This window comes from Catenulispora yoronensis (assembly GCF_039531695.1).
GTDB lineage: Bacteria > Actinomycetota > Actinomycetes > Streptomycetales > Catenulisporaceae > Catenulispora > Catenulispora yoronensis.
The window spans coordinates 39,632-59,881 of sequence record NZ_BAAAQN010000015.1; the positions used below are offsets into that span (position 1 = coordinate 39,632).

The 20,250-nt window shown below is 71.2% G+C and carries 15 protein-coding genes and 1 pseudogene; 8 read left to right on the top strand and 8 right to left on the bottom strand.

The window, feature by feature from the left end; genetic code table 11:
• The first annotated feature begins 78 nt into the window (after positions 1-78).
• The 5 genes from ABD481_RS15050 to ABD481_RS15070 all read left to right on the top strand — a co-directional run bounded on the left by ABD481_RS15050 (position 79) and on the right by ABD481_RS15070 (position 7,701).
• Entirely contained in the window at positions 79-903 is an 825-nt protein-coding gene (locus ABD481_RS15050; protein ID WP_344666261.1) for a methyltransferase domain-containing protein, read from the top strand.
• Between the two features lie 324 nt (positions 904-1,227).
• Positions 1,228-2,208, top strand: a complete 981-nt coding sequence (locus tag ABD481_RS15055) for an ABC transporter permease (RefSeq protein WP_344666262.1) — start codon at positions 1,228-1,230, stop codon at positions 2,206-2,208.
• Positions 2,208-3,323, top strand: coding sequence for an ABC transporter permease (locus tag ABD481_RS15060; protein ID WP_344666263.1), 1,116 nt, complete (start codon positions 2,208-2,210; stop codon positions 3,321-3,323). The genes ABD481_RS15055 and ABD481_RS15060 overlap by 1 nt, the downstream gene beginning before the upstream one ends.
• Positions 3,320-5,959 carry a dipeptide ABC transporter ATP-binding protein gene (locus ABD481_RS15065; protein WP_344666264.1) on the top strand — a complete coding sequence of 880 codons (2,640 nt, stop codon included), beginning with the start codon at positions 3,320-3,322 and terminating at the stop codon, positions 5,957-5,959. Before ABD481_RS15060 ends, ABD481_RS15065 begins: the two co-directional genes overlap by 4 nt.
• Complete coding sequence (locus ABD481_RS15070) at positions 5,956-7,701, top strand: ABC transporter family substrate-binding protein (RefSeq protein WP_344666265.1); 1,746 nt, start codon at positions 5,956-5,958, stop codon at positions 7,699-7,701. The genes ABD481_RS15065 and ABD481_RS15070 overlap by 4 nt, the downstream gene beginning before the upstream one ends.
• 120 nt (positions 7,702-7,821) lie before the next feature.
• Here ABD481_RS15070 and ABD481_RS15075 read toward each other — a convergent pair whose 3' ends face one another.
• On the bottom strand, positions 7,822-8,328 hold the full coding sequence (locus ABD481_RS15075) for an SRPBCC family protein (RefSeq protein WP_344666358.1): 507 nt from the start codon (positions 8,326-8,328) through the stop codon (positions 7,822-7,824).
• Positions 8,329-8,413: 85 nt separating this feature from the next.
• Between ABD481_RS15075 and ABD481_RS15080 the strand changes: the two genes are divergently transcribed.
• Entirely contained in the window at positions 8,414-9,070 is a 657-nt protein-coding gene (locus tag ABD481_RS15080) for a pentapeptide repeat-containing protein (RefSeq protein WP_344666266.1), read from the top strand.
• Positions 9,071-9,152: 82 nt separating this feature from the next.
• On the opposite strand, the gene ABD481_RS15085 is transcribed toward ABD481_RS15080, so the two are convergent.
• A complete protein-coding gene (locus ABD481_RS15085) occupies positions 9,153-9,959 on the bottom strand; it encodes a GNAT family N-acetyltransferase (RefSeq protein ID WP_344666267.1) in 807 nt (268 codons plus the stop codon).
• Positions 9,960-10,125: 166 nt separating this feature from the next.
• On the opposite strand from ABD481_RS15085, the gene ABD481_RS15090 reads away from it, so the two are divergent.
• Together ABD481_RS15090 and ABD481_RS15095 are read left to right on the top strand one after the other, a co-directional pair.
• Positions 10,126-12,435: an FdhF/YdeP family oxidoreductase gene (locus ABD481_RS15090; protein WP_344666268.1), complete on the top strand. Its 2,310-nt coding sequence runs from the start codon at positions 10,126-10,128 to the stop codon at positions 12,433-12,435.
• Positions 12,436-12,507: 72 nt separating this feature from the next.
• Positions 12,508-13,833 carry a tetratricopeptide repeat protein gene (locus tag ABD481_RS15095; protein ID WP_344666269.1) on the top strand — a complete coding sequence of 442 codons (1,326 nt, stop codon included), beginning with the start codon at positions 12,508-12,510 and terminating at the stop codon, positions 13,831-13,833.
• Between the two features lie 91 nt (positions 13,834-13,924).
• Here the strand turns inward: ABD481_RS15095 and ABD481_RS15100 are convergent, their stop codons facing one another.
• The 6 genes and pseudogenes from ABD481_RS15100 to whiA all read right to left on the bottom strand — a co-directional run.
• On the bottom strand, positions 13,925-14,260 hold the full coding sequence (locus ABD481_RS15100; protein ID WP_194895803.1) for an RNA polymerase-binding protein RbpA: 336 nt from the start codon (positions 14,258-14,260) through the stop codon (positions 13,925-13,927).
• A 587-nt stretch (positions 14,261-14,847) separates the two neighbouring features.
• Entirely contained in the window at positions 14,848-15,093 is a 246-nt protein-coding gene (gene secG, locus ABD481_RS15105; protein ID WP_344666270.1) for a preprotein translocase subunit SecG, read from the bottom strand.
• A gap of 97 nt (positions 15,094-15,190) precedes the next feature.
• Entirely contained in the window at positions 15,191-15,982 is a 792-nt protein-coding gene (tpiA, locus tag ABD481_RS15110; RefSeq protein WP_344666271.1) for a triose-phosphate isomerase, read from the bottom strand.
• Positions 15,983-15,987: 5 nt separating this feature from the next.
• Positions 15,988-17,181, bottom strand: coding sequence for a phosphoglycerate kinase (locus ABD481_RS15115; protein ID WP_344666272.1), 1,194 nt, complete (start codon positions 17,179-17,181; stop codon positions 15,988-15,990).
• A 107-nt stretch (positions 17,182-17,288) separates the two neighbouring features.
• Entirely contained in the window at positions 17,289-18,314 is a 1,026-nt protein-coding gene (gap, locus tag ABD481_RS15120; protein ID WP_344666273.1) for a type I glyceraldehyde-3-phosphate dehydrogenase, read from the bottom strand.
• An 822-nt stretch (positions 18,315-19,136) separates the two neighbouring features.
• Positions 19,137-20,087, bottom strand: a pseudogene (gene whiA, locus ABD481_RS15125) (DNA-binding protein WhiA); the annotation flags it as partial.
• Positions 20,088-20,250: the final 163 nt, after the last annotated feature.

Consider the following 20,250-nt stretch of genomic DNA (forward strand, 5'->3'; position numbering starts at 1 on the left):
CCTGCGGCGTTCCCTTTTGTGTCTCATATATCGATACAGATCTTCTCGAATAGCGGTCACCTGACTAGAGTCTCCGGCATGACGCAGCCGGAGACTCCCCAGAACACGTACACCCACGGCCATCACGAATCGGTGCTCCGATCGCACCGCTGGCGCACGGCGGAGAACTCGGCGGCGTATCTCCTGCCGCGTCTGGCCGCCGGTCAGAACGTGTTGGACGTGGGCTGCGGGCCCGGCACCATCACCATGGACCTGGCCGAGCGGGTGGCGCCGGGCACGGTGACCGCGGTGGAGATCACGGCCGACGCGCTGCGGCTGGCGCAGGACGAGGCCGCGGCGCGCGGCACGGCGAACGTCCGGTTCGCGGTCGCCGACGTCCACGCCTTGGACTTCCCGGACGACACCTTCGACGTGGTGCACGCGCACCAGGTGCTGCAGCACGTCGCCGATCCGGTGCTGGCGCTGAAGGAGATGCGGCGGGTCTGCAAGCCCGGCGGCGTCGTCGCGGTGCGGGACAGCGACTACGGCGGCTTCCGCTGGTTCCCGGAGGACCCGGCGATGGACACCTGGCTGACCGCGTACATGGACCTGGCGCGGGCCAACGACGCCAACCCGGACGCGGGCCGGCGGCTGCGCAGCTGGGCGCTGGCCGCCGGCTTCCAGGCCGAGGACGTCACCGCCACCGCCTCGTGCTGGGTGTTCGCCGACGAGGCCGATCGCGCCTGGTGGGGCGGTCTGTGGGCGGACCGCACCGTGCAGTCGGCGGCCGCCGGGCACTATGTGGCCAAGGGCATCGCGACCGAGGCGGGACTGGCGGCCATGGCCGAGGCCTGGCGGGCCTGGGCCCGGCATCCTGACGGAATCTTTACCGTTTGTCACGGTGAAGTGGTATGCGTGGCCTGATATCACTGGTTCCCTGGTCCTGGCGGTGATTTCGCCGGGAAGCAGGGTTTTTCGAAGACCGAAACGATCTGTATCCCGATATCTCGGAAAACCGCCCGTTCCCCTTGTGCCGCATGGGGAACGGGCGGTCGGCGTGCGGGTCGGGGCATGCTCCGGCGCCGGGGGCGCGCTCCGCCGGGGCCGGGGCGCATGTCGGGCTTTAGACAGGACTCTTGCATAAAGGCGGGGACTCGCGGGTACCGATCGGACCGAGTACCTCAGCGCTTTGCGATGCTGTCCTCCGACACGCCACAAGCGTGCCCCGACACAGGAGCTCCCCCACCCATGGGCCCTTTCCTGCTGCGCAGGATCGTCAACTACCTGGTTCTGATCTCGATCGCCACGTGTCTGGGCTATCTGCTCGCGGCGGCGAGCCTGAACCCCCGCGAGCACTTCGCCGAACGGCGGCCGCAGCCGCCGGCCGCGGTGGTGGACGCCACGCTGGACCAGCTGAACCTCAACGACAAGACGCCGCTGCCGGAGCGGTTCGGGCACTGGGCGCGGGGCGTGGCGGGCGGGGACCTGGGCCGGACCATCGACGACACGTCGGTGTCGGCGGAGATGGGGCGGCGGGTCGGGGTGACCCTGCGCCTGGTGGCCGTCGGCGCCACCACCGGGGCGCTGGCCGGCGTCGCCCTCGGGTTCTTCTCCGCGATCCGGCAGTACCGGCCCTCGGACCACGCGGTCACGTTCCTGTCGTTCCTGGTGCTGTCCACGCCGGTGTTCCTGCTGGCCGTGCTGTTGAAGATCGGCGCGGTGAAGGTCAACCAGGCCGCGGGCACCACGCTGCTCCCCTACACCAACGAGACCACGCCGGGCCTGGGCGGCGGCTGGTTCCACCACCTCACCGACCGTGCGCAGCACCTGGTCGTGCCGACCCTGTCGCTGATGCTCGGGCAGGCCGCGCTGTTCAGCCGTTATCAGCGCTCGGCGATGCTCGACGTGCTCGGCGCCGACTACATCCGCACCGCGCGCGCCACCGGGATGCGGCGCGGGCCGGCGCTGGTGAAGCACGGCCTTCGCACGGCCCTGATACCGATGGCGACGCTGTTCGCCTACCAGATGGGGTTGTTGCTGACGGGGGTGACGTTCACCGAGAAGATCTTCGGCTGGCACGGGATGGGCGAATGGCTCGTGGACGCGATCAACCGGGCCGATGTGAACGCGGTGGCGGCGATCGTCCTGTTCACGGCGGTGCTGGTGCTGATCGCGGGGCTGGTCTCGGACCTGGCGCACGCGCTGCTGGATCCGCGGGTGCGGGTGTGATGGCGGCGTCGGGGGCCGAGTTCGCCGTCGTCGAACCCGAGCCGGGGCGGGCGGGGCGGGAACCGGAGTGGAAACCGGGGCGGGAGCGGAGACGCGAGCGGGGGCGGGAACAGGGGCGGGAGAAGGAGCCAGTGGCGCTGAGCCGGGGCCGGATCGTGCTGCGCCGGTTCCTGCGGCGGCGGTTGGCCGTGGCCGGGCTGGTGGTGCTGGTCCTGATGTTCCTGCTGGCGTTCCTGGGGCCGTATCTGGACTCGTGGGACTACAAGGACAAGGACTACGAGAACTTCCTGACCGGTCCGTCGGCCTCGCACTGGTTCGGCACCACGCAGATCGGGTCGGACGTGTACGCGCAGACGTTGCGCGGGCTCCAGAAATCGCTGATCATCGGGTTGCTGGCGGCGGTGCTGTCGACCGGGGTGGCCGCGGTGGTGGGCGCGGCCGCCGGGTACTTCGGCGGGTGGACCGACAGGGTGCTGATGTGGTTCGTGGACCTGCTGCTGGTGCTGCCGTCGTTCCTGATCCTGGCGATCACCTCGCCGTTGTTCCACGGCCGTACCTGGCTGTTGTTCGTGGTGCTGCTGGCGGCCTTCAACTGGATGGTGACGGCGCGGATGGTGCGGGGGCTGGCGCGGTCGCTGCGGGAGCGGGAGTTCGTGACGGCGGCCGAGGTGATGGGGGTGCATCCGCTGCGGATCATCACCCGGCACCTGCTGCCGAACATGGCCTCGCTGCTGATCATCGACGCCACGCTGAACGTCGGCGGGACGATCATCGCCGAGACGTCGCTGAGCTACTTCGGGTTCGGGGTGCAGCCGCCGGACGTGTCGCTGGGCACGGTCATCGCCGACGGCACGGACTCGGCGCTGACGTTCCCGTGGCTGTTCTACCCGGCCGGGCTGCTGCTGATCCTGACGGTGATGGCGGTGGCGTTCGTCGGCGACGGGCTCCGGGACGCGATGGACGACGCCGCCGGGACGACGTCGGCGTCGGGCGCGGGAGCTGATGGGAGGGTCGGCGCGGGGGACGAAGCAGGGGTGGAAGCAGGAGACGAAGCAGACGTCGAAGCAGACGTCGAAGCAGAGTTCGGCGCGGCGGGGTCGGAGGCGACAGCATGAGCGACGTGGTGCTGGAGGTCTCGGATCTGCGCGTGTCGTTCCCGGCGGAGAAGGGGACGCGGCTGGCGGCCGTTCGAGGCCTGAGTTACCAGGTGCGGCGCGGGGAGACCCTCGCGATCGTGGGCGAGTCCGGGTCGGGCAAGTCGGTGTCGTCGCTGGCGGTGATCGGACTGCTGCCGACCGACGCGCGCGTGTCCGGCTCGGTGCGGTTCGGCGGCCGGGAGCTGCTGGGCCTGGACGACAAGGCGATGTCCCGGATCCGCGGCGCCGGCATCGCGATGGTGTTCCAGGACCCGCTGTCGGCGCTGACGCCGGTGTACCGGGTCGGCGAGGCGATCGCGGCCGCGGTCCGGGTGCACCGCCGCGGCGTGTCGCAGCAGACTGCGACGCGGCGCGCGGTGGAGCTGCTGGAGCTGGTCGGAATCCCGGATCCGGCGCGGCGGGCCCAGGCGTTCCCGCACGAGTTCTCCGGCGGCATGCGGCAGCGCGTGATGATCGCGATGGCGATCGCCAACGACCCGGACGTGATCATCGCCGACGAGCCCACCACCGCCCTGGACGTGACCGTGCAGGCGCAGATCCTGGAGGTGCTGGCCACCGCGAAGCAGGCCACCGGCGCGGCGATCGTGCTGATCACCCACGACCTCGGCGTGGTCGCCGGGTTCGCCGACCGCGCGACGGTGATGTACGCGGGGCGGCCGGTGGAGACGGCAACAGTGGAGGAGCTGTTCGCGGCGCCGAGGATGCCCTACACCGCCGGCCTACTCGCCTCGCTGCCCCGGCTGGACGCCGGACGCGGGACCCGGCTGCGCGCGATCCCGGGCGCGCCGCCGTCGCCGACGGAGCTGGGGCCGGGCTGCCCGTTCGCGCCGCGCTGCGATTTCACGGTGGATCGGTGCCGGGAGGCGGAGCCGGAGCTGCTGGAGATCGGGCGCGGGCGGGCGGCGGCGTGCCATCGGACGCTGGAGGGGTTGGATCTGCTGGGGACCGGGTGGGACGCGGGTTCGACGGGGGCTTCGGGTTCTGGTTCAGGGGCAGCTTCGGGTTCGGGTTCGACTTCGGGTTCCGCTGCGGACTCGGGCTCGGGTTCGGGTTCTGCTGCGGACTCGGGCTCGGGCTCGGCTTCGGGCTCGGGCTCGGCTTCGGGCTCGGGCTCGGGAGTGGATTCGGCGAGCGCCGATCGTCCTGGGGCCTCCGCGTCGCGCGCGGTGGGGAATGAGGGTGCTGAGGATGTTCCGGAGCCGGTGCTCGTCGTCCGTGATCTGGTGAAGCACCATGCGCTGACCAAGGGTTCGATCTTCCGGCGGTCGATCGGCACGGTGCGGGCCGTCGACGGTGTCAGCCTGGACATCGCGCCGGGCACCACGTTGGCGTTGGTCGGCGAGTCGGGGTGCGGTAAGACCACCACTGTGATGGAGGTGCTGCGGCTGCGCGCCCCGCAGGGCGGGAGCATCAGGGTGCTGGGTCAGGATCTCGCGGAGCTGAACCGGGGGCGGGGGGTGCGGCGGCGGGCGGCGCCGGTGCGGGCCGGGATCGCGGCGGTGTTCCAGGATCCGTTGGCGTCGTTGGATCCGCGGCTGCCGGTGGGTGAGGTGTTGGCCGAGCCGTTGCGCGCGCATGGTCGGGGGCGCGGGGGCCGGCGGGTGCGGGAGCTGTTGGAGATGGTCGGGCTGGAGGCGTCGCACGCGAACCGGTTCCCGCGCGAGTTCTCCGGCGGGCAGCGGCAGCGGGTGGCGATCGCCCGGGCGCTGGCGCTGGAGCCGCGGCTGGTGGTGCTGGACGAGCCGGTGTCGGCGCTGGACGTGTCGGTGCGCGCCGGGATCCTGAACCTGCTGGCCGAGCTCCAGCGGGAGTTGGGGCTGGCGTATTTGTTCGTGTCGCACGATCTGGCGGTGGTGCGGCACGTGGCCGACCGGGTGGCGGTGCTGAACCTGGGACGGGTGGTGGAGTACGGGGACGCCGACCCGGTGTTCGCCGATCCCCGGCATCCGTACACCCGGGCGTTGCTGTCGGCGGTGCCGGTGCCGGATCCGGTGGTGGAGCGGCGGCGGGAGCGGATCGTGCTGCTGGGCGACCCGCCGAGCCCGGTGGTGCTGGACGGTGACGCCGAGGCGCTGCGCGGCTGCCGGTTCCGCGGCCGATGTCCGCTGTACGCGGCGCTGGCGGCGCCGGAGGACCGGCTGGCCTGCGAGGACCGCGATCCGGCGCTGGTGCCGGTCGGCGCGGGCGGGCGGACGGCGGCGTGCCATCACTTGGGCGGCGCGGAGGCCGGGTCCGGGGATCTCGGCTTCCGCGGCCATGGCCCCGGCTCTGGTTCTGGCCCTGGCCCTGATTCCGGCTCTGGCCCTGACCCGGGCTCCGGCTCTGGCTCCGGCTCTGATTCAGGCCCTGGCGCTGATTCCGGCTTCGGCTCTGGTTCCGGCCCTGACCCGAGCTCCGGCCCTGGCTCTGATTCCGGCTTCGGCTCTGGTTCTGGTTCTGGTTCTGGTTCTGGTTCTGGTTCTGGTTCTGGTTCCGGCCCTGGTGACTCCGGCCCCGGCCCCGACCCCCGCGACGCCGGCTCCCAAAGCCCCGGCCCCCGAACTCCCACACCTCCCCTCGCCCCTCACTCCACCAGAAGGAGATCAGCACTGTGATACACAGTCCCCGATCCCGGATCGCGGCCCTGGCCGCCGTGGCCGCGCTGGCACTCGGTCTGAGCGCCTGCGGGGCGTCGAAGAGTGGCGGTGCGGCCGCCCCCGGCGCTCCGGGCTCGTCGTCGAAGAACATCAACACCCAGGTCGGCAATGACATCAACCCGCAGCCCCGGGAGAAGGTCGCGGACGGCGGCACGCTGAAGTGGCCGGAGACGCAGATTCCGGAGCAGATGAACTACAACGAGGTGGACGGTGCCGACGGTTCGGTGTCGGACATCATGGCCGGGGTGCTGGAGCAGCCGTTCTATGCCGATGTGCAGGGCATCCCGCACAACAACAAGAATCTGGTCGCCTCCTATCAGGTGAGTTCCGGGCCGCAGCAGGTCGTGACGCTGGAGCTGAATCCGCAGGCGGTGTGGAGCGACGGCACGGCGGTGGCCGAGCCGGACTTCGAGGCGCAGTGGAAGGCGTTGAACGGTACTGATCCGGCGTTCCAGATCGCCGGCACCGCCGGGTACGACCAGATCACGGACGTCAAGGCGGGCAAGGATGCCAAGGAGGTGGTGATCACCTTCAAGAGCGCCTACAGCGAGTGGCAGGGGCTGTTCTCGCCGCTGTATCCGGCGGCGACCGACAGTGATCCGAAGAAGTTCGAGAACGACTTCAAGAACGCCATCCCGACCAGTGACGGCCCGTTCCGGCTGGACTCCATCGACCAGACGGCGAAGACGTTGACCCTGGTGCGCAACGAGAAGTGGTGGGGCGACAAGGCCAAGCTCGACAAGATCATCTTTCGGGCCATCGACGTCGACGCGCAGACCGACTCCCTGGCGAACAAGGAGGTCGATCTGCAGTACGGCATCGGCTCGCACGTGTCGTACTACGCGCGGGTGAAGACCCTGCCGGACGTGACGGTGCACAAGGCGGCGGGCCCGGTGTGGGCGAACCTGACGTTCAACGCCGCCGGCACCGGCCCGCTGTCCGACGTCCTGGTCCGCAACGCCCTGACGATCGGCATCAACCGCAAGCAGATCGACACCGCGCTGGTCGGGCCGCTCGGGGTGAGCACCGAGCCGTTGAACAACCACGTGCTGCTCACCAACCAGAAGGGCTACCAGGACAACTCCGGCGACCTCGGCAAGGCCGACCCGGCGCGGGCCAAGTCCCTGCTGGACCAGGCGGGCTGGACCAGCGACGACGGCGGCAAGACCCGCAAGAAGGCCGGAAAGACGCTGGATCTGCGGATCACCATCTCCTCCAGCAACGACACCTCCAAGCAGCTGGCGGAGATCGTCCAGAGCCAGCTCGGGGACATCGGTGTGAAGATCGACATCGTCCCGGTGCCCGGCGGCGACCTCTACAGCAAGTACGTCGACACCGGCGACTTCGACATCGCGCCGGTCACCCTCGGCGGCAACGCCTACCCGATCACCACGGCCGAACCGGTGTTCGTGAACCCGGTGGTCGGGACGGACGGCAAGCTGAACATCCAGCAGAACTACGGCCGGTTGGGGAGCAAGGAGATCGACGACCTGTTCACGCAGGCGCTGAGCACGCTGGACCGCGATCAGGCGATCAAGTTCGCGAACGAGGCCGACGCGGCGATCTGGAAGCTGGACACGATCGTGCCGCTGTATCAGCGTCCGCAGATCGTGGCGACGAACTCGAAGCTGGCGAACTACGGGGCGCCGGGGGTTCAGGACTTCGTCTACGAGAACTTGGGGTTCGTGAGCGGCAGCTGACGCGGGGCAGACCCGGGGCAGACTCGGGCAGGCTCACGTGTTCCAGGCCGGCCGGTTCCGCCCCGCGCCGGAGCAGGCCGGGACCGGCCGGTTCGCGATCGAGGACCGGCCGGTTCCCGGTCAGTCCTTGGTCGCGAGCTCGGCGAGGTGGGCGAGCGAGCGCGGCAGGTGGTCGGGACCGAACGGCGGGAACGGGATGCCCCGGTCCCGGACCAGCTGCGGCACCTCCGACCAGTCGTAGCTGAGCGTGACCTCGGTCTCGGACGGCCCGACCGGCACCAGGTCGTAGCGCCAGACCCAGCCGCCGAGCTCCAGCGCACCGTCGTCGTGCTCCGTCCCGGTCCACCAGCTGATGGTCCGCGGCGGATCGAAGTGCTGGACGACGTTCGCCGTCTGGTAGTTCACACCCCTGCTGGCCAAATACATGGCCATCCGGAACACCTGCCCGGGCGCGGTCAGCGGCTCGCGGTCGACGGGTTCCTCCACCCATCCCGTGCCGTCGATCGCGGCGTGCCGCACCGGATCGGCGAGCACCGCGAACACCTGTTCGGCGGAGGCGGCGATGGTCAGGGTGGCACTGACTCGTTCCTGGTCCGCGTCTTCCTGGTCCGCGTCTTCCTGGTCCATGTTCGTCACGCCTCTGATTCTCTCGCACCGGCGGCGAGAAGTTATTCATCGGGCCCGTGGCCGCCGAGGGTACAGAATAATCGGCATGCGCAGCGCCACGCCGAACCACCCGCCCCGTCCCGATCTGCCGCCCGAGACCGAATTGTCCGTGCTGGACCTGCCGGTCCGCGACGAAGGCCACTACGAATGCCAGCGAGTCGACGGCGCGAGCTGGGAGGACGTGTTCGCCAGCCACGCCCGCTTCAGCCAGTGTCTGCTGTCCGACGTGACGGTGACCGGCGGCGAGTGGTCCAAGACCACGTTCGCCGACGTGCGCGTCGCCGACTCCCGCCTGCTCGGCCCCGACCTGTCGGCCTCGCACTGGCGCGACACCGAACTGGTGCGCGGCATCGCCTCGGGCGTGCAGTGGCACGACGCCGACGTGCGCCGCGTCCATTTCGACCAGGTGAAGCTGGACGCGGTGAACTTCCGGGGCGCGGCGCTCACGGATGTGGTGTTCACCGACTGCCTGCTGCGGGAGGCCGACTTCGGCGGCACGAAGATGACGCGGGTGCGGTTCCCGGGCTGCACGTTCGAGGACGCCGACTTCAGCCGCGCCAAACTGTCCGACGTCGATCTGCGCGGCGCGCGCCTGCATTTCAAGGCCGGGTTCGACGCGCTGCGCGGCGCGACGATCGACGGCGGGCAGTTGGTGGAGCTGGCGCCGGCGCTGGCCGGGCATGTGGGGCTGCGGATCGCGTGAGGCGCCGCTCGGGTGGGTCGCCGACAGCGGGAACCGCCGGTCGGTCAAGCCGCCGATCGGGTGAGTTCGCGCCCATCGGTTCCTAGCCGGCGGCAGTTCCTCCAGCTCCTCCAGCTCCTCCAACTCCCCCGGTGTCCTTCATCCGGAAGTAGAACGGTCGCAGCTCGCTGAATCCGAACCGTCCGTAGATCCGCACGGCCCCCACGTTCTCGTGCTCGACCTGGAGATACATCCGGTCCGCGTCGTTGACCGACGCCCAGTCGGCCAGGGCGCCGATCACGGCCGCGGCCGCGCCCTTCCCCCGCGCGGCGGGCAGCGTCGCCATGCTGAACACTCCGGCCCATCCGGTCTCGGCCACCGCGCGGCCGACCGCCACCGTCTGGTCGCCGAGCTGCACGCCGGCGTAGGCGGCGGGCTCGGCGATGCGCCGCATCAGCTTCCACTGTGCTTCGGCGTCGCCGCCGACGACCTGGTGCAGGACGTCGAACCACTCCCGGGTCGGCTGCTCCTGCAACCGGACCCGCAACTCCCCGCGCGGCGTCCGGGCCAGGACTTCGGCGGTGGACGCGATCTGGAGCGACACAGAAGCCTTGCGCTCGTAGCCGCGCTCGGCCAGCAGCGCGTCGAGCTGGTCCGGCATGGCGCCCGGCGTCATCTGGACCAGGGTCGGCACGCCGCGCGCGGCGCAGTACGCCTCCGCCGCGTCGACGCGCTCGGCCAGCTCGGCCCGGGTGCCGTCGCCGTGCGGCAGCACCGACGCCACCCACCACGAGCAGCCCGGCGCGTGCCGCAGCCACCAGCCGCCGACGCGGTCGATGGACTCGGCGGGCACACTTCGCGCCGCCCGCTCCTGAAGACCGGTCTCAAGACTGGTCGCCGGCTCCGTCACGAGCACTTCCCTCCCACTAGTAAGGCCCGCCCTGGTAAGGCCCGCCACACGGCCCCCGACGGCCCCGTACGTGACGCCCACCATAGTGGCCGGGCCGCCGGTTCCCAGGCGGGCGTCCGTGGCGGGACAATGGCGGGTGGAACACCCGAGGCAAAGGAGCCGCATCATGGCCCGCAAGGCGCCGACCACTGATCCGGGCGACGAGAATCTGCGCGTCGGCCACGCCAAGGACTGGGCGGCGGGGGTTCCGGCGGTCGTGGTGGCGATGCGGGACTCGGTGGACCAGATGGGCGTCACGCGCTCGGCGCGGACGCTGCTGCGGCTGAATCAGAAGAAGGGCTTCGACTGCCCGGGCTGCGCGTGGCCGGAAGAGGACAAGCGGCACATCGCCGAGTTCTGTGAGAACGGCGCGAAGGCGGTGGCCGAGGAGGCGACGCTGCGGCGGATCACGCCGGAATTCTTCGCCGAGCACTCGGTGGCCGAGCTGGGCGGGCGCAGCGGCTACTGGCTGGGCCAGCAGGGCCGGCTGACGACGCCGATGCTGCTGGACGAGGGCGCGACGCACTACCGGCCGGTGGACTGGGACGAGGCGTTCGGCATCGTCGCGGCCGAGCTGCGCGGCCTGGACTCCCCCGACGAGGCCGTGTTCTACACCTCGGGCCGCACCTCCAACGAGGCGGCGTTCCTGTATCAGACGTTCGTGCGCGCCTTCGGCACCAACAACCTGCCGGACTGCTCGAACATGTGCCACGAGTCGTCCGGTTCGGCGCTGACCGAGACCCTCGGCGTCGGCAAGGGCTCGGTGTCGCTGGCCGACCTGGGCAAGGCCGACCTGATCCTGGTGGTCGGGCAGAACCCGGGCACCAACCACCCGCGGATGCTGTCGGCGCTGGAGAAGGCCAAGCGCGGCGGCGCGCGGATCACGGCGGTGAACCCGCTGCCGGAGGCCGGGCTGCTGCGGTTCAAGAACCCGCAGAACCCCTCGGGGCTGGTGGGCCGGGGCACGCCGCTGGCCGACCGGTTCCTGCAGATCAAGGTCGGCGGCGACCTGGCGCTGTTCCGGGCCTTCGGCAAGCTGCTGCTGGAGGCCGAGGACGCGGCCCCGGGCACCGTGCTGGACCAGGCGTTCATCGACACCCACACGCACGGCTTCGAGGACTACGCCAAGGAAGCCCGCGCCGCCGACTGGCCGGAGATCGTGGCCGCGACCGGCCTGACCCGGGAGGAGATCCAGGCCGCGTTCCAGGAGGTGCGCGACGCGAAGCGGCTGATCGTCTGCTGGGCCATGGGGCTGACGCAGCACAAGCACGCGGTGCCGACGATCCGCGAGATCGTGAACGTGCTGCTGCTCGGCGGGCATGTCGGGCGGCCCGGCGCCGGCGTCTGCCCGGTGCGCGGGCACTCCAACGTCCAGGGCGACCGCACCATGGGCATCTACGAGAAGCCCAAGGCCGCGTTCCTGGACGCCATGGAGGCCGAGTTCGGCCTGCCGATGCCGCGCGAGCACGGCCTGGACACCGTCGACACGATCCGCGCCATGCGCGACGGCCGCGCCAAGGTGTTCTTCGCGATGGGCGGGAACTTCGTCGCGGCCACCCCGGACACCGATGTCACCGAGGCCGCGCTGCGCAAGACCGCGCTGACAGTGCAGGTCTCCACCAAGCTGAACCGCTCGCACGCGGTGCCGGGCCGCCGCGCGCTGATCCTGCCGACGCTGGGCCGCACCGAGGTCGACACCCAGCCCGGCGGCGAGCAGTTCGTGACGGTCGAGGACTCCATGGGCCTGGTGCACGCCTCGCGCGGGCGGCTGGCCCCGGCCAGTGAGGCGCTGCTGTCGGAGGTGGCGATCGTGGCCCGGCTGGCGCGCGCCGTCCTGGGCCCGGAGCATCCGCTGCCGTGGGAGGAGCTGTCCGCCGACTACGACCGGATCCGGGAGCGCATCGAACGTGTCATCCCGGGCTTCGACGACTTCAACGCCCGGGTCCGCCGCGGTTCGGGGTTCGCGCTCCCCCACGCCCCGCGGGACTCGCGCACGTTCCCGACCGCGACCGGCAAGGCGAACTTCACCGCCAACGCCTTCGAGGCGCCGGTGATCCCCGAGGGCCGGCTGCTGTTGCAGACGGTGCGGTCGCACGACCAGTACAACACCACCATCTACGGCCTCGACGACCGCTATCGCGGGATCCACGCCGGGCGCCGCGTGGTGTTCGTGCACCCGGACGACCTGAAGGCGCTGGGGTTCGAGGACGCGGCGATGGTGGACCTGGTGTCGGAGTGGACCGACGGCACCGAGCGGCGTGCGGAGGGTTTCCGCGTGGTCGCCTACGACACCGCGCGGGGCTGCGCGGCGGCGTACTTCCCGGAGACGAACGTGCTGGTGCCGCTGGACTCGACCGCGGACGTCTCGAACACGCCGACGTCGAAGGCGATCGTGGTGCGGCTGGAAGCGGCAGAAGCGGCAGAAGCGGCAGGGTAGCGGACGGGCGCGAGGGAGCGGCGGCCGGGGCGGCGGCGTGGCGATTCAGTATCCGGATTAGGGTTCTGGCCCATGGACGCTGCCGAGCTTTCCCGCCGTCTGGAGTCCTTCGACGGCTGGGTCCCTCCGGTCACGGTCAAGGTGCTGATCCGTCTCGGGTTGTTCGACGAGCTGCGGCGCCTGGGGGCGGACGGCGACTGGTACTGCGCCTCGGCGTGGGCGTCGTGGTCGGCCGAGCAGGGCGGGACCAGTGCCGCGTTGGCGATGCTGGCGCCGTTCCGGGCCACGGGCTGGTTCACGGCGGTCCGGAAGTACGTGCAGGTGTTGGCGACGGCCGGGCGGTTCGCGGAGGCGGTCGACCTTGTTCCGGACTGCGGGCTGCCCGAGGTGAGCGCCGCGGTGCTGCTGGCGGAGTTGAAGGCCGCGCAGGGAGAGGCCGGCGCGGCCGAGGCGTTCGAATTGCTGCGGCCGTACGCGGTCGACTGGCGGGTGAGCCGGCCGTGGGCGGCGCTGGCCGAGCGGCTCGGGCGGGACCCGGAGGTCGTCGAGACGTTGACGGCGCCGGTCGCCGAGACGCCGCACGCGACGCCGGCGACGATCGTGCTGGTCGACGCGTTGGAGCGCGGCGGCCGTGCGGACGAGGCTGAGGCGGTGCTGCGGTCGCATCTGGCGTGCGAGGAGGCCGTGCACCTCAATCGGATCCAGCGGCTGCTGAAGCTCCTGCTCGCCCAGGGCCGCGAGGACGAAGCCCGAGCCCTGATCGCCGAGCCGTACGGCCATTGGGTAGCACCGGCCTTCGCCGCCCACCTGGAGGAGCGTGGCGACCGGGACGCGGCGATCGAGATGCTGCTGCCGTTCGCGACCGCGGATCCGGCGGAGAACGTCACCGAATGCGCCGGGCTGCTGGAGCGGGCCGGGCGGCTGGAGGAGGCGGTCGAGATCCTGCGCGCGGCGGCCCGGGCCGAGGGCGGCCAGGCGTATTCGGCGTTGCCGGCGCTGTGCCGGCTGCTGAGGGCGCACGATCGGCTGGACGAGGCGTTGGAGGTCGTCGCCGGCATCGTCGAGCGGCGGGCCGGGAACACCACGCTCAGCCTGGTGTCGGCGCGGGCGGACGTCCTGGCCTGGAGCGGGGAGGTGGATCTGGCGGTCGCGGAGCTGCTGGCGTTCCCCGGGCGGCCGCGGTGGCAGCAGACGGCGCGCGCGGCGGGGCTGCTGGCCGACGCCGGGCGTGCCGAGGAGGCGATCGCGGTGCTGAGGGCGTGCGACGACCAGTACCGGGTCGCGATCGACCTGGCCGAGCTGCTCATCCGCGAGGGCCGGGTCGCCGAGGGGATCGCGGTGATCCGGAACCGGCGGCCGGAGGAGCGGAACCCGGAGGGCGGGGACGCGGCCCCATGAGTGAAGCCCCGCCTCCCGGGGGAGTCGGGGCGTACGGCCGCCGCCGCCCGAGGGCCGAGTGGGGCTCGGCCGGACAGCGTCGCGTTTCGGGCTAGATCTGGCCCCGCAGCTTGGCCAGGGCCTCGGCGAGGATCTGGTCGCCGTCCTCGGCCGAGCGACGCTCGCGGACATAGGCCAAGTGGGTCTTGTAGGGCTCGGTCCGGGAGCGGGCCGGCGGGTTGTCCTTGTCCGGGCCGGCCGGGAAGCCGCAGCGCGGGCAGTCCCAGGTGTCGGGGATCTGGGCGTCGCTGGCGAACGAGGGCTTGGTCTCGTGCTTGTTCACGCACCAGAAGGAGACGAAAACCCGAGGGGCGCTCTCGCCGCGCTCGGCCTCCCCCATCGGTCCCGCCCCGACGCGGCTGCCTCGGATCGCGTTTCCACTTGCCACTGTCTGGTCTCCCTTGGATTCCGATCTACACGCCCCGCGCCCCCGCAGGTGCCCGAGCGCCTGTGGAGATGCGGTGCAGACAGTGTAGGCATGTGCTGATGCACGATTCAGCAGGACCAGCCGGAAATCGCCGTCCTGGCGCCGTGATAAACGGACAAAAGGGACCGGACGTCAGGGTTTCGTTATCGAAGCGAGTCCCCGCGCCCGCAACTCGCCACCCTTGTGCCACCGCGACCAGCGTCAGCGGGCGAGCGCCGCAAGCCCTTGACCCGTAAGGGATCTTGCCCATCAGGCGGCTGAGACAGCGCCGGGACGGCGCCGGGACCGCCCGGGACGCGCCGTGCGATTTCGCAAGGATTCGCGGTAAATGGTGAATGCGGCGCGGGGATCCGGGTACCAGCTGTGGTCACCAGCTCCGGGCCACTCCCCCCGGCCCGGCCCCGGCCGCCGTCTCCCTCGGGATGGGGAGACGGCGGCCCCATCGCGTCCCAGCCATCCCCTACGCGGCCGGGGCACCGGAGAACAACGGAAGCGCCCCGCCGGAGGACTCCGGCGGGGCGCTTTCGACGTTCGTCGCGCGCAGCAGCTCAGATCGAGTGCTTGTACATCAGGCTCAGCGCCACGATGCACGAGATCCAGATGAGCGACAGGATGATGCTGATCCGGTCCAGGTTCCGCTCGACCACCGACGAGCCGGACAGGCCGCCGGAGACGCCGCCGCCGAACATGTCGGACAAACCGCCGCCCTTGCCCTTGTGCAGCAGCACGGACATGATGAGGAGCAGGCTGGTCACGACCAGGATGCCCGCGACGATCCACTGGTAAAGAGTCACTTCGGCGGTCCACTCGCTTGATCGGGAAACGACAGGGGCGGGAAGCTCCAGCGTGCCAGAGCACCCCGCCCCATACCTTACGCAAACAAGCGCGTGGTCAGCTAGCCGCGACCGCGGAATCCCGATAACGGATGATGCGGGTGAAGTCCGCCGCGTCCAGCGAGGCGCCGCCGACCAGCGCGCCGTCGACATCGGCCTGCGCCATCAGCTCGGCGGCGTTGGCGCCCTTCACCGAACCGCCGTAGAGGATCTTCGTGGCGGCGGCCACACTCTCGTCGTAGGTGGCGGCCAGCTCGGCGCGGATCGCGGCGCAGACCTCCTGCGCGTCCTCCGGCGTGGCGACCTCGCCGGTGCCGATCGCCCAGACCGGCTCGTAGGCGATGACCGAGGCCTTGACCTGGTCGGCGGACAGGCCGGCCAGCGAGTTGCGGGTCTGCTCTACGCAGTGCGGGACGTGCTCCCCGGCCTTGCGGACGTCCAGGTGCTCCCCGACGCAGACGATCGGCGTGACGCCGTGCTTCAGCGCGATCAGCGCCTTGGCGGCCACCAGGGCGTCGGTCTCGCCGTGGTACTGGCGGCGCTCGGAGTGGCCGACGACCACGTAGCCGCAGTCCAGCTTGGCCAGCATCGCCGCGGAGATGTCGCCGGTGTAGGCGCCCGAGGGGTGCTCGGAGACGTCCTGCGCGCCGTACTTGAGCCGCAGCTTGTCGCCCTGCACCAGGGTCTGCACCGAGCGGAGGTCGGTGAACGGCACCAGCACCGCGACGTCGACGGCGTCGAAGTCCTTGTCGTTCAGCGAGAACGCCAGCTCCTGGACGTGCTTCATGGCCTCCAGGTGGTTGAGGTTCATCTTCCAGTTGCCGGCCATCAGCGGCTTGCGCTCAGTCATGACGCTCAGTTCCCTTCCTCAAGCACGGCCAGGCCCGGCAGGGTCTTGCCCTCCAGGTACTCCAGCGAGGCTCCGCCGCCGGTGGAGATGTGGCCGAACGCGGACTCGTCGAAGCCGAGCGTGCGGACCGCCGCGGCCGAGTCGCCGCCGCCGACCACGGTGAACGCGCCGGAGTCGATCAGGCCCTGGGCCACGGCCCGGGTGCCGCCGGCGTACGGCTCCATCTCGAACACGCCCATCGGGCCGTTCCAGAACACGGTCCGGGCCGAGGAGAGCTTGTTCGCGAACAGCTTGCCGGACTCCGGGCCGATGTCCAGGCCGAGCCGGTCGGCCGGGATCTGCGAGGCCGGGACCACCTGGTGGTCGGCGTCGGCCGAGAACGCGGTGGCCGCGACGATGTCGATCGGCAGCACGAACTCCACGCCGCGCTCGGCAGCCCGCTGCAGGTAGCCGCGGACCGTGTCGATCTGGTCCTCCTCCAGCAGCGACTTGCCGACCTCGTGGCCCTGGGCCTTCAGGAAGGTGAACAGCATGCCGCCGCCGACCAGGATGCTGTCGGCCTTCTCCAGCAGGTTCGCGATGACTGCGAGCTTGTCGGAGACCTTCGAGCCGCCGAGCACCACCGCGTAGGGGCGCTCCACGTCCTCGGTGAGCTTCTTGAGCACCTCGACCTCGGCCTGGATCAGCAGGCCGGCGCCGGCCGGGAGCCGGGTGGCGATGTCGTAGACCGAGGCGTGCTTGCGGTGCACGGCGCCGAAGCCGTCGGAGACGTACACGTCGGCCAGGGCCGCGAGCTGGTCGGCGAACGCGCCGCGCTCGGTGGCGTCCTTGCTGGTCTCGCCGGCGTTGAAGCGGACGTTCTCCAGCAGCACCACGGACCGCTCGGGCATCGCGGCGACGGCGGCCTGCGCCGACTCGCCCACGGTGTCGGCGGCGAAGGTCACCGGGACCTCCAGCAGCTCGCCGAGCCGCTGGGCCACCGGGGCCAGGCTGTACTTGGGTTCCGGCTCGCCCTTGGGACGGCCCAGGTGCGCGGCGATGATCACCTTCGCGCCCTTGGCCAGCAGCGCGTTGATGGTGGGCAGCGAGGCCCGGATCCGGCCGTCGTCGGTGATGCGGTCCCCGTCGAGCGGGACGTTCAGGTCCGACCGGAGCAGGACCTTCTTGCCGGCGACGTCGAGGTCGTCGAGGGTCTTCATGAGTCCTTCTTCTCTACTACTTGACTACTTGCCGGGGCTATGCGGATCCACGAGAAAGCCCGCACGTGTATCCGTCGCCGGATACTCGTGCGGGCACGGGGTCTTGCTCAGAGCGAGGCGCCGACGAAGTTCACGAGGTCGACGAGGCGGTTGGAGTAGCCCCACTCGTTGTCGTACCAGCCGACGACCTTGACCTGGTTGCCGTTGGCCATCGTCAGCTTGCTGTCGAAGATGCAGGAGTGCGGGTCGGTGACGATGTCGCGGGAGACGATCTCGTCCTCGGTGTACTTCAGGAAGCCCTTGAGCGCACCGGACTCCGCGGCCTTCTTGAACGCCGCGTTGATCTCGTCCTTGGTGGTCTCGCGGCCCAGGTCCACGGTCAGGTCGGTGACCGAGCCGGTGGGGACCGGCACGCGCATCGCGAAGCCGTCGAGCTTGCCCTTGACCTCCGGGATGACCAGGCCGATGGCCTTGGCCGCGCCGGTGGAGGTGGGGATGATCGACTGCGGGGCCGAGCGGGCGCGGCGCAGGTCGATGGTGCCCTTGCGGGTCAGCGCGATCTGGTCCAGCAGCTGCTGCTCGGTGGTGTAGGCGTGCACCGTGGTCATGTAGCCGCGCTCGATGCCGAACTCGTCGAGCAGCACCTTGACCAGCGGGGCCAGGCAGTTGGTGGTGCAGGACGCGTTGGAGATGATGCTGTGGTTCGCCGCGTCGTACTTGTCCTGGTTGACGCCCATCACGATGGTGACGTCCTCGTTGGTGGCCGGCGCCGAGATGATGACCTTCTTGGCACCCGCCTCGATGTGCTTGCGCGCGTCGTCGGCGTTGGTGAACAGGCCCGTGGACTCCACGACCACGTCCGCGCCGAGCTCCTTCCACGGCAGCGCCGCGGGGTCGCGCTCGGAGAGCACCTTGATGGCCTTGCCGTTGACGACGAGCTCGCCGTCGGTGGCCTCGATCGAGCCCTCGAACCGGCCCAGGATCGAGTCGTACTTCAGGAAGTGCGCCAGGATCGGGGCGGCAGCGAGGTCGTTGATCCCCACGACCTCGACGTCAGCACCGGAGGCGACGATCGCGTGGAAGAAGTTGCGGCCGATGCGGCCGAATCCGTTGATGCCTACCCGGACGGTCACTGTCGCAGGGCTCCCTTCAGGTTGCCGGGCGCCTTGTGCACACCCGGTCCAGAGTCGACGCATACCAGGCGCGATCCGAGAACCGGACCGCGCACGATCTCGAGCCTATCGTGAACCCGGTGAAGTCAGCGCACCCGGCCCGACCTGCGAGACGATCGCAGAATCCGTACCCGCCGGTAGACCGGCGGGCTGGGCCGTAACCGATTCCGCCGCACCGGCGCCAGCCTGCGCGGGGACGGTCGCCGCGAGGCTGCCGGAAGGGTCCGCGACCGAACCGGACCGAGGTCCGCTAGCGGCGCGCGGCGCGGCCGGCGGGGTGACGGAGAGTGTGGCGGACGGCGCGCCAGGGGCCGTGGGCTGGGGCGCGAGCGGAGCGGGCGGAAGCGGCTGGGGCGCCTGCCCGGACGGAGTAGTCGGCGCGGAGTGGGCGGACAGTGCGGGCTGGCCGGACTGGCTCGGCGGCACCGGCCGGCCCGACGATGCGGCCTGGCCGGACGGCATGGACTGGCCCGACGGCGCGGACTGGGCAGACAGCCCGGCCTGGCCCGACGGCACCGGCTGCGCCTGCTGCGGCACGGATGCCGATGCCTGCGCCGACACCGACACCGTGGGCGCCGCGCTGTTCGAGTCGACGGCGAGCGCCGGAGCCTGCGGCGCGTGGCCACCGGTCGAACCCGGGATCAGCGGCACGGCAGCAGAGCCCGCCCCGGCCTGCGCGATCAGTGCGGCCTGTGCGGCTTGGGCGGCGGCCTGCGCGGCCTGGGCGACCTGGATCGCGTGCGCGGTCTGGATCGCGTGGCCGGCCTGGGCGGCGGCCGGGACGTCGGTGCCGTCGATGCCGAGTTCGAAGGCGCGGCGGTCGGCCATCGCCAGCAGGCGGCGGATCCGGCCGGCGATGGCGTCCTTGGTCAGCGGCGGGTCGGCCAGGGTGCCCAGTTCCTCCAGGGAGGCCTGCTTGTGGTCCAGGCGCAGCCGGCCGGCGGCGGCCAGGTGCTCCGGGGCCTCCTCGCCGAGGATCTCCAGGGCGCGGGAGACCCGGGCGCCGGCCGCGACCGCGGCCCGGGCGCTGCGCCGCAGGTTGGCGTCGTCGAAGTTGGCCAGCCGGTTGGCGGTGGCGCGGACCTCGCGGCGCATCCGCCGCTCCTCCCAGGCCAGCACCGACTCGTGCGCGCCGAGGCGGGTGAGCAGGGCGCTGATCGCGTCGCCGTCGCGGATCACCACGCGGTCGCTGCCGCGGACCTCGCGGTGCTTGGCGCCGGCGATGCCGAGGCGGCGCGCGGCGCCGGCCAGGGCGATCGCGGACTCCATGTTCGGGCAGGTGATCTCCAGCGCCGAGCTGCGGCCGGGCTCGGTGAGGCTGCCGTGCGCCAGGAACGCGCCGCGCCACACCGCCTCGCAGTCGCACAGCGGGCCGTTGACCAGGTACGGCGGCAGGCCGAAGGCCGGGCGGCCCTGGCCGTCGACCATCCCGATCTGCCGGGCCATCGCCTCGCCGCCGGCGGTCACGCGCAGCTGGTAGCGGTGGCCGCGGCGCAGCCCTCCGGGCGACTGGATGACCAGGTCGGCGCGGTGGGAGTAGACCTCCCAGATGTCCTTGCGCAGGCGGCGGGCCGCCGCGCCGGTGTCGAGCTCGGCCTCGATGGCGATCCGCCCGCCGACGATGTGCAGCGAACCGCCGTACCGGAAGACCGAAGCCACCTCGGCCTTGCGGCAACAGGGCTTGGTCACCGCCAGGCGGCTCAGCTCGTCCTTGACCGCGGCCGTCATCGCCATCGCGTGCCTCGTCCCCTTTTTCGCCTGTTCTCGCAGCTCAGAACAGCCGAGCTGGAACCTGTCCCGTGACCGGTCCACCCTAGCCAACGCCGCGCAGGCCCGCGTGCTTCCGCCCGGCGCATTCACGAGGTCGGATGACGCTCGTTCGGCCTAGCGGGACGCA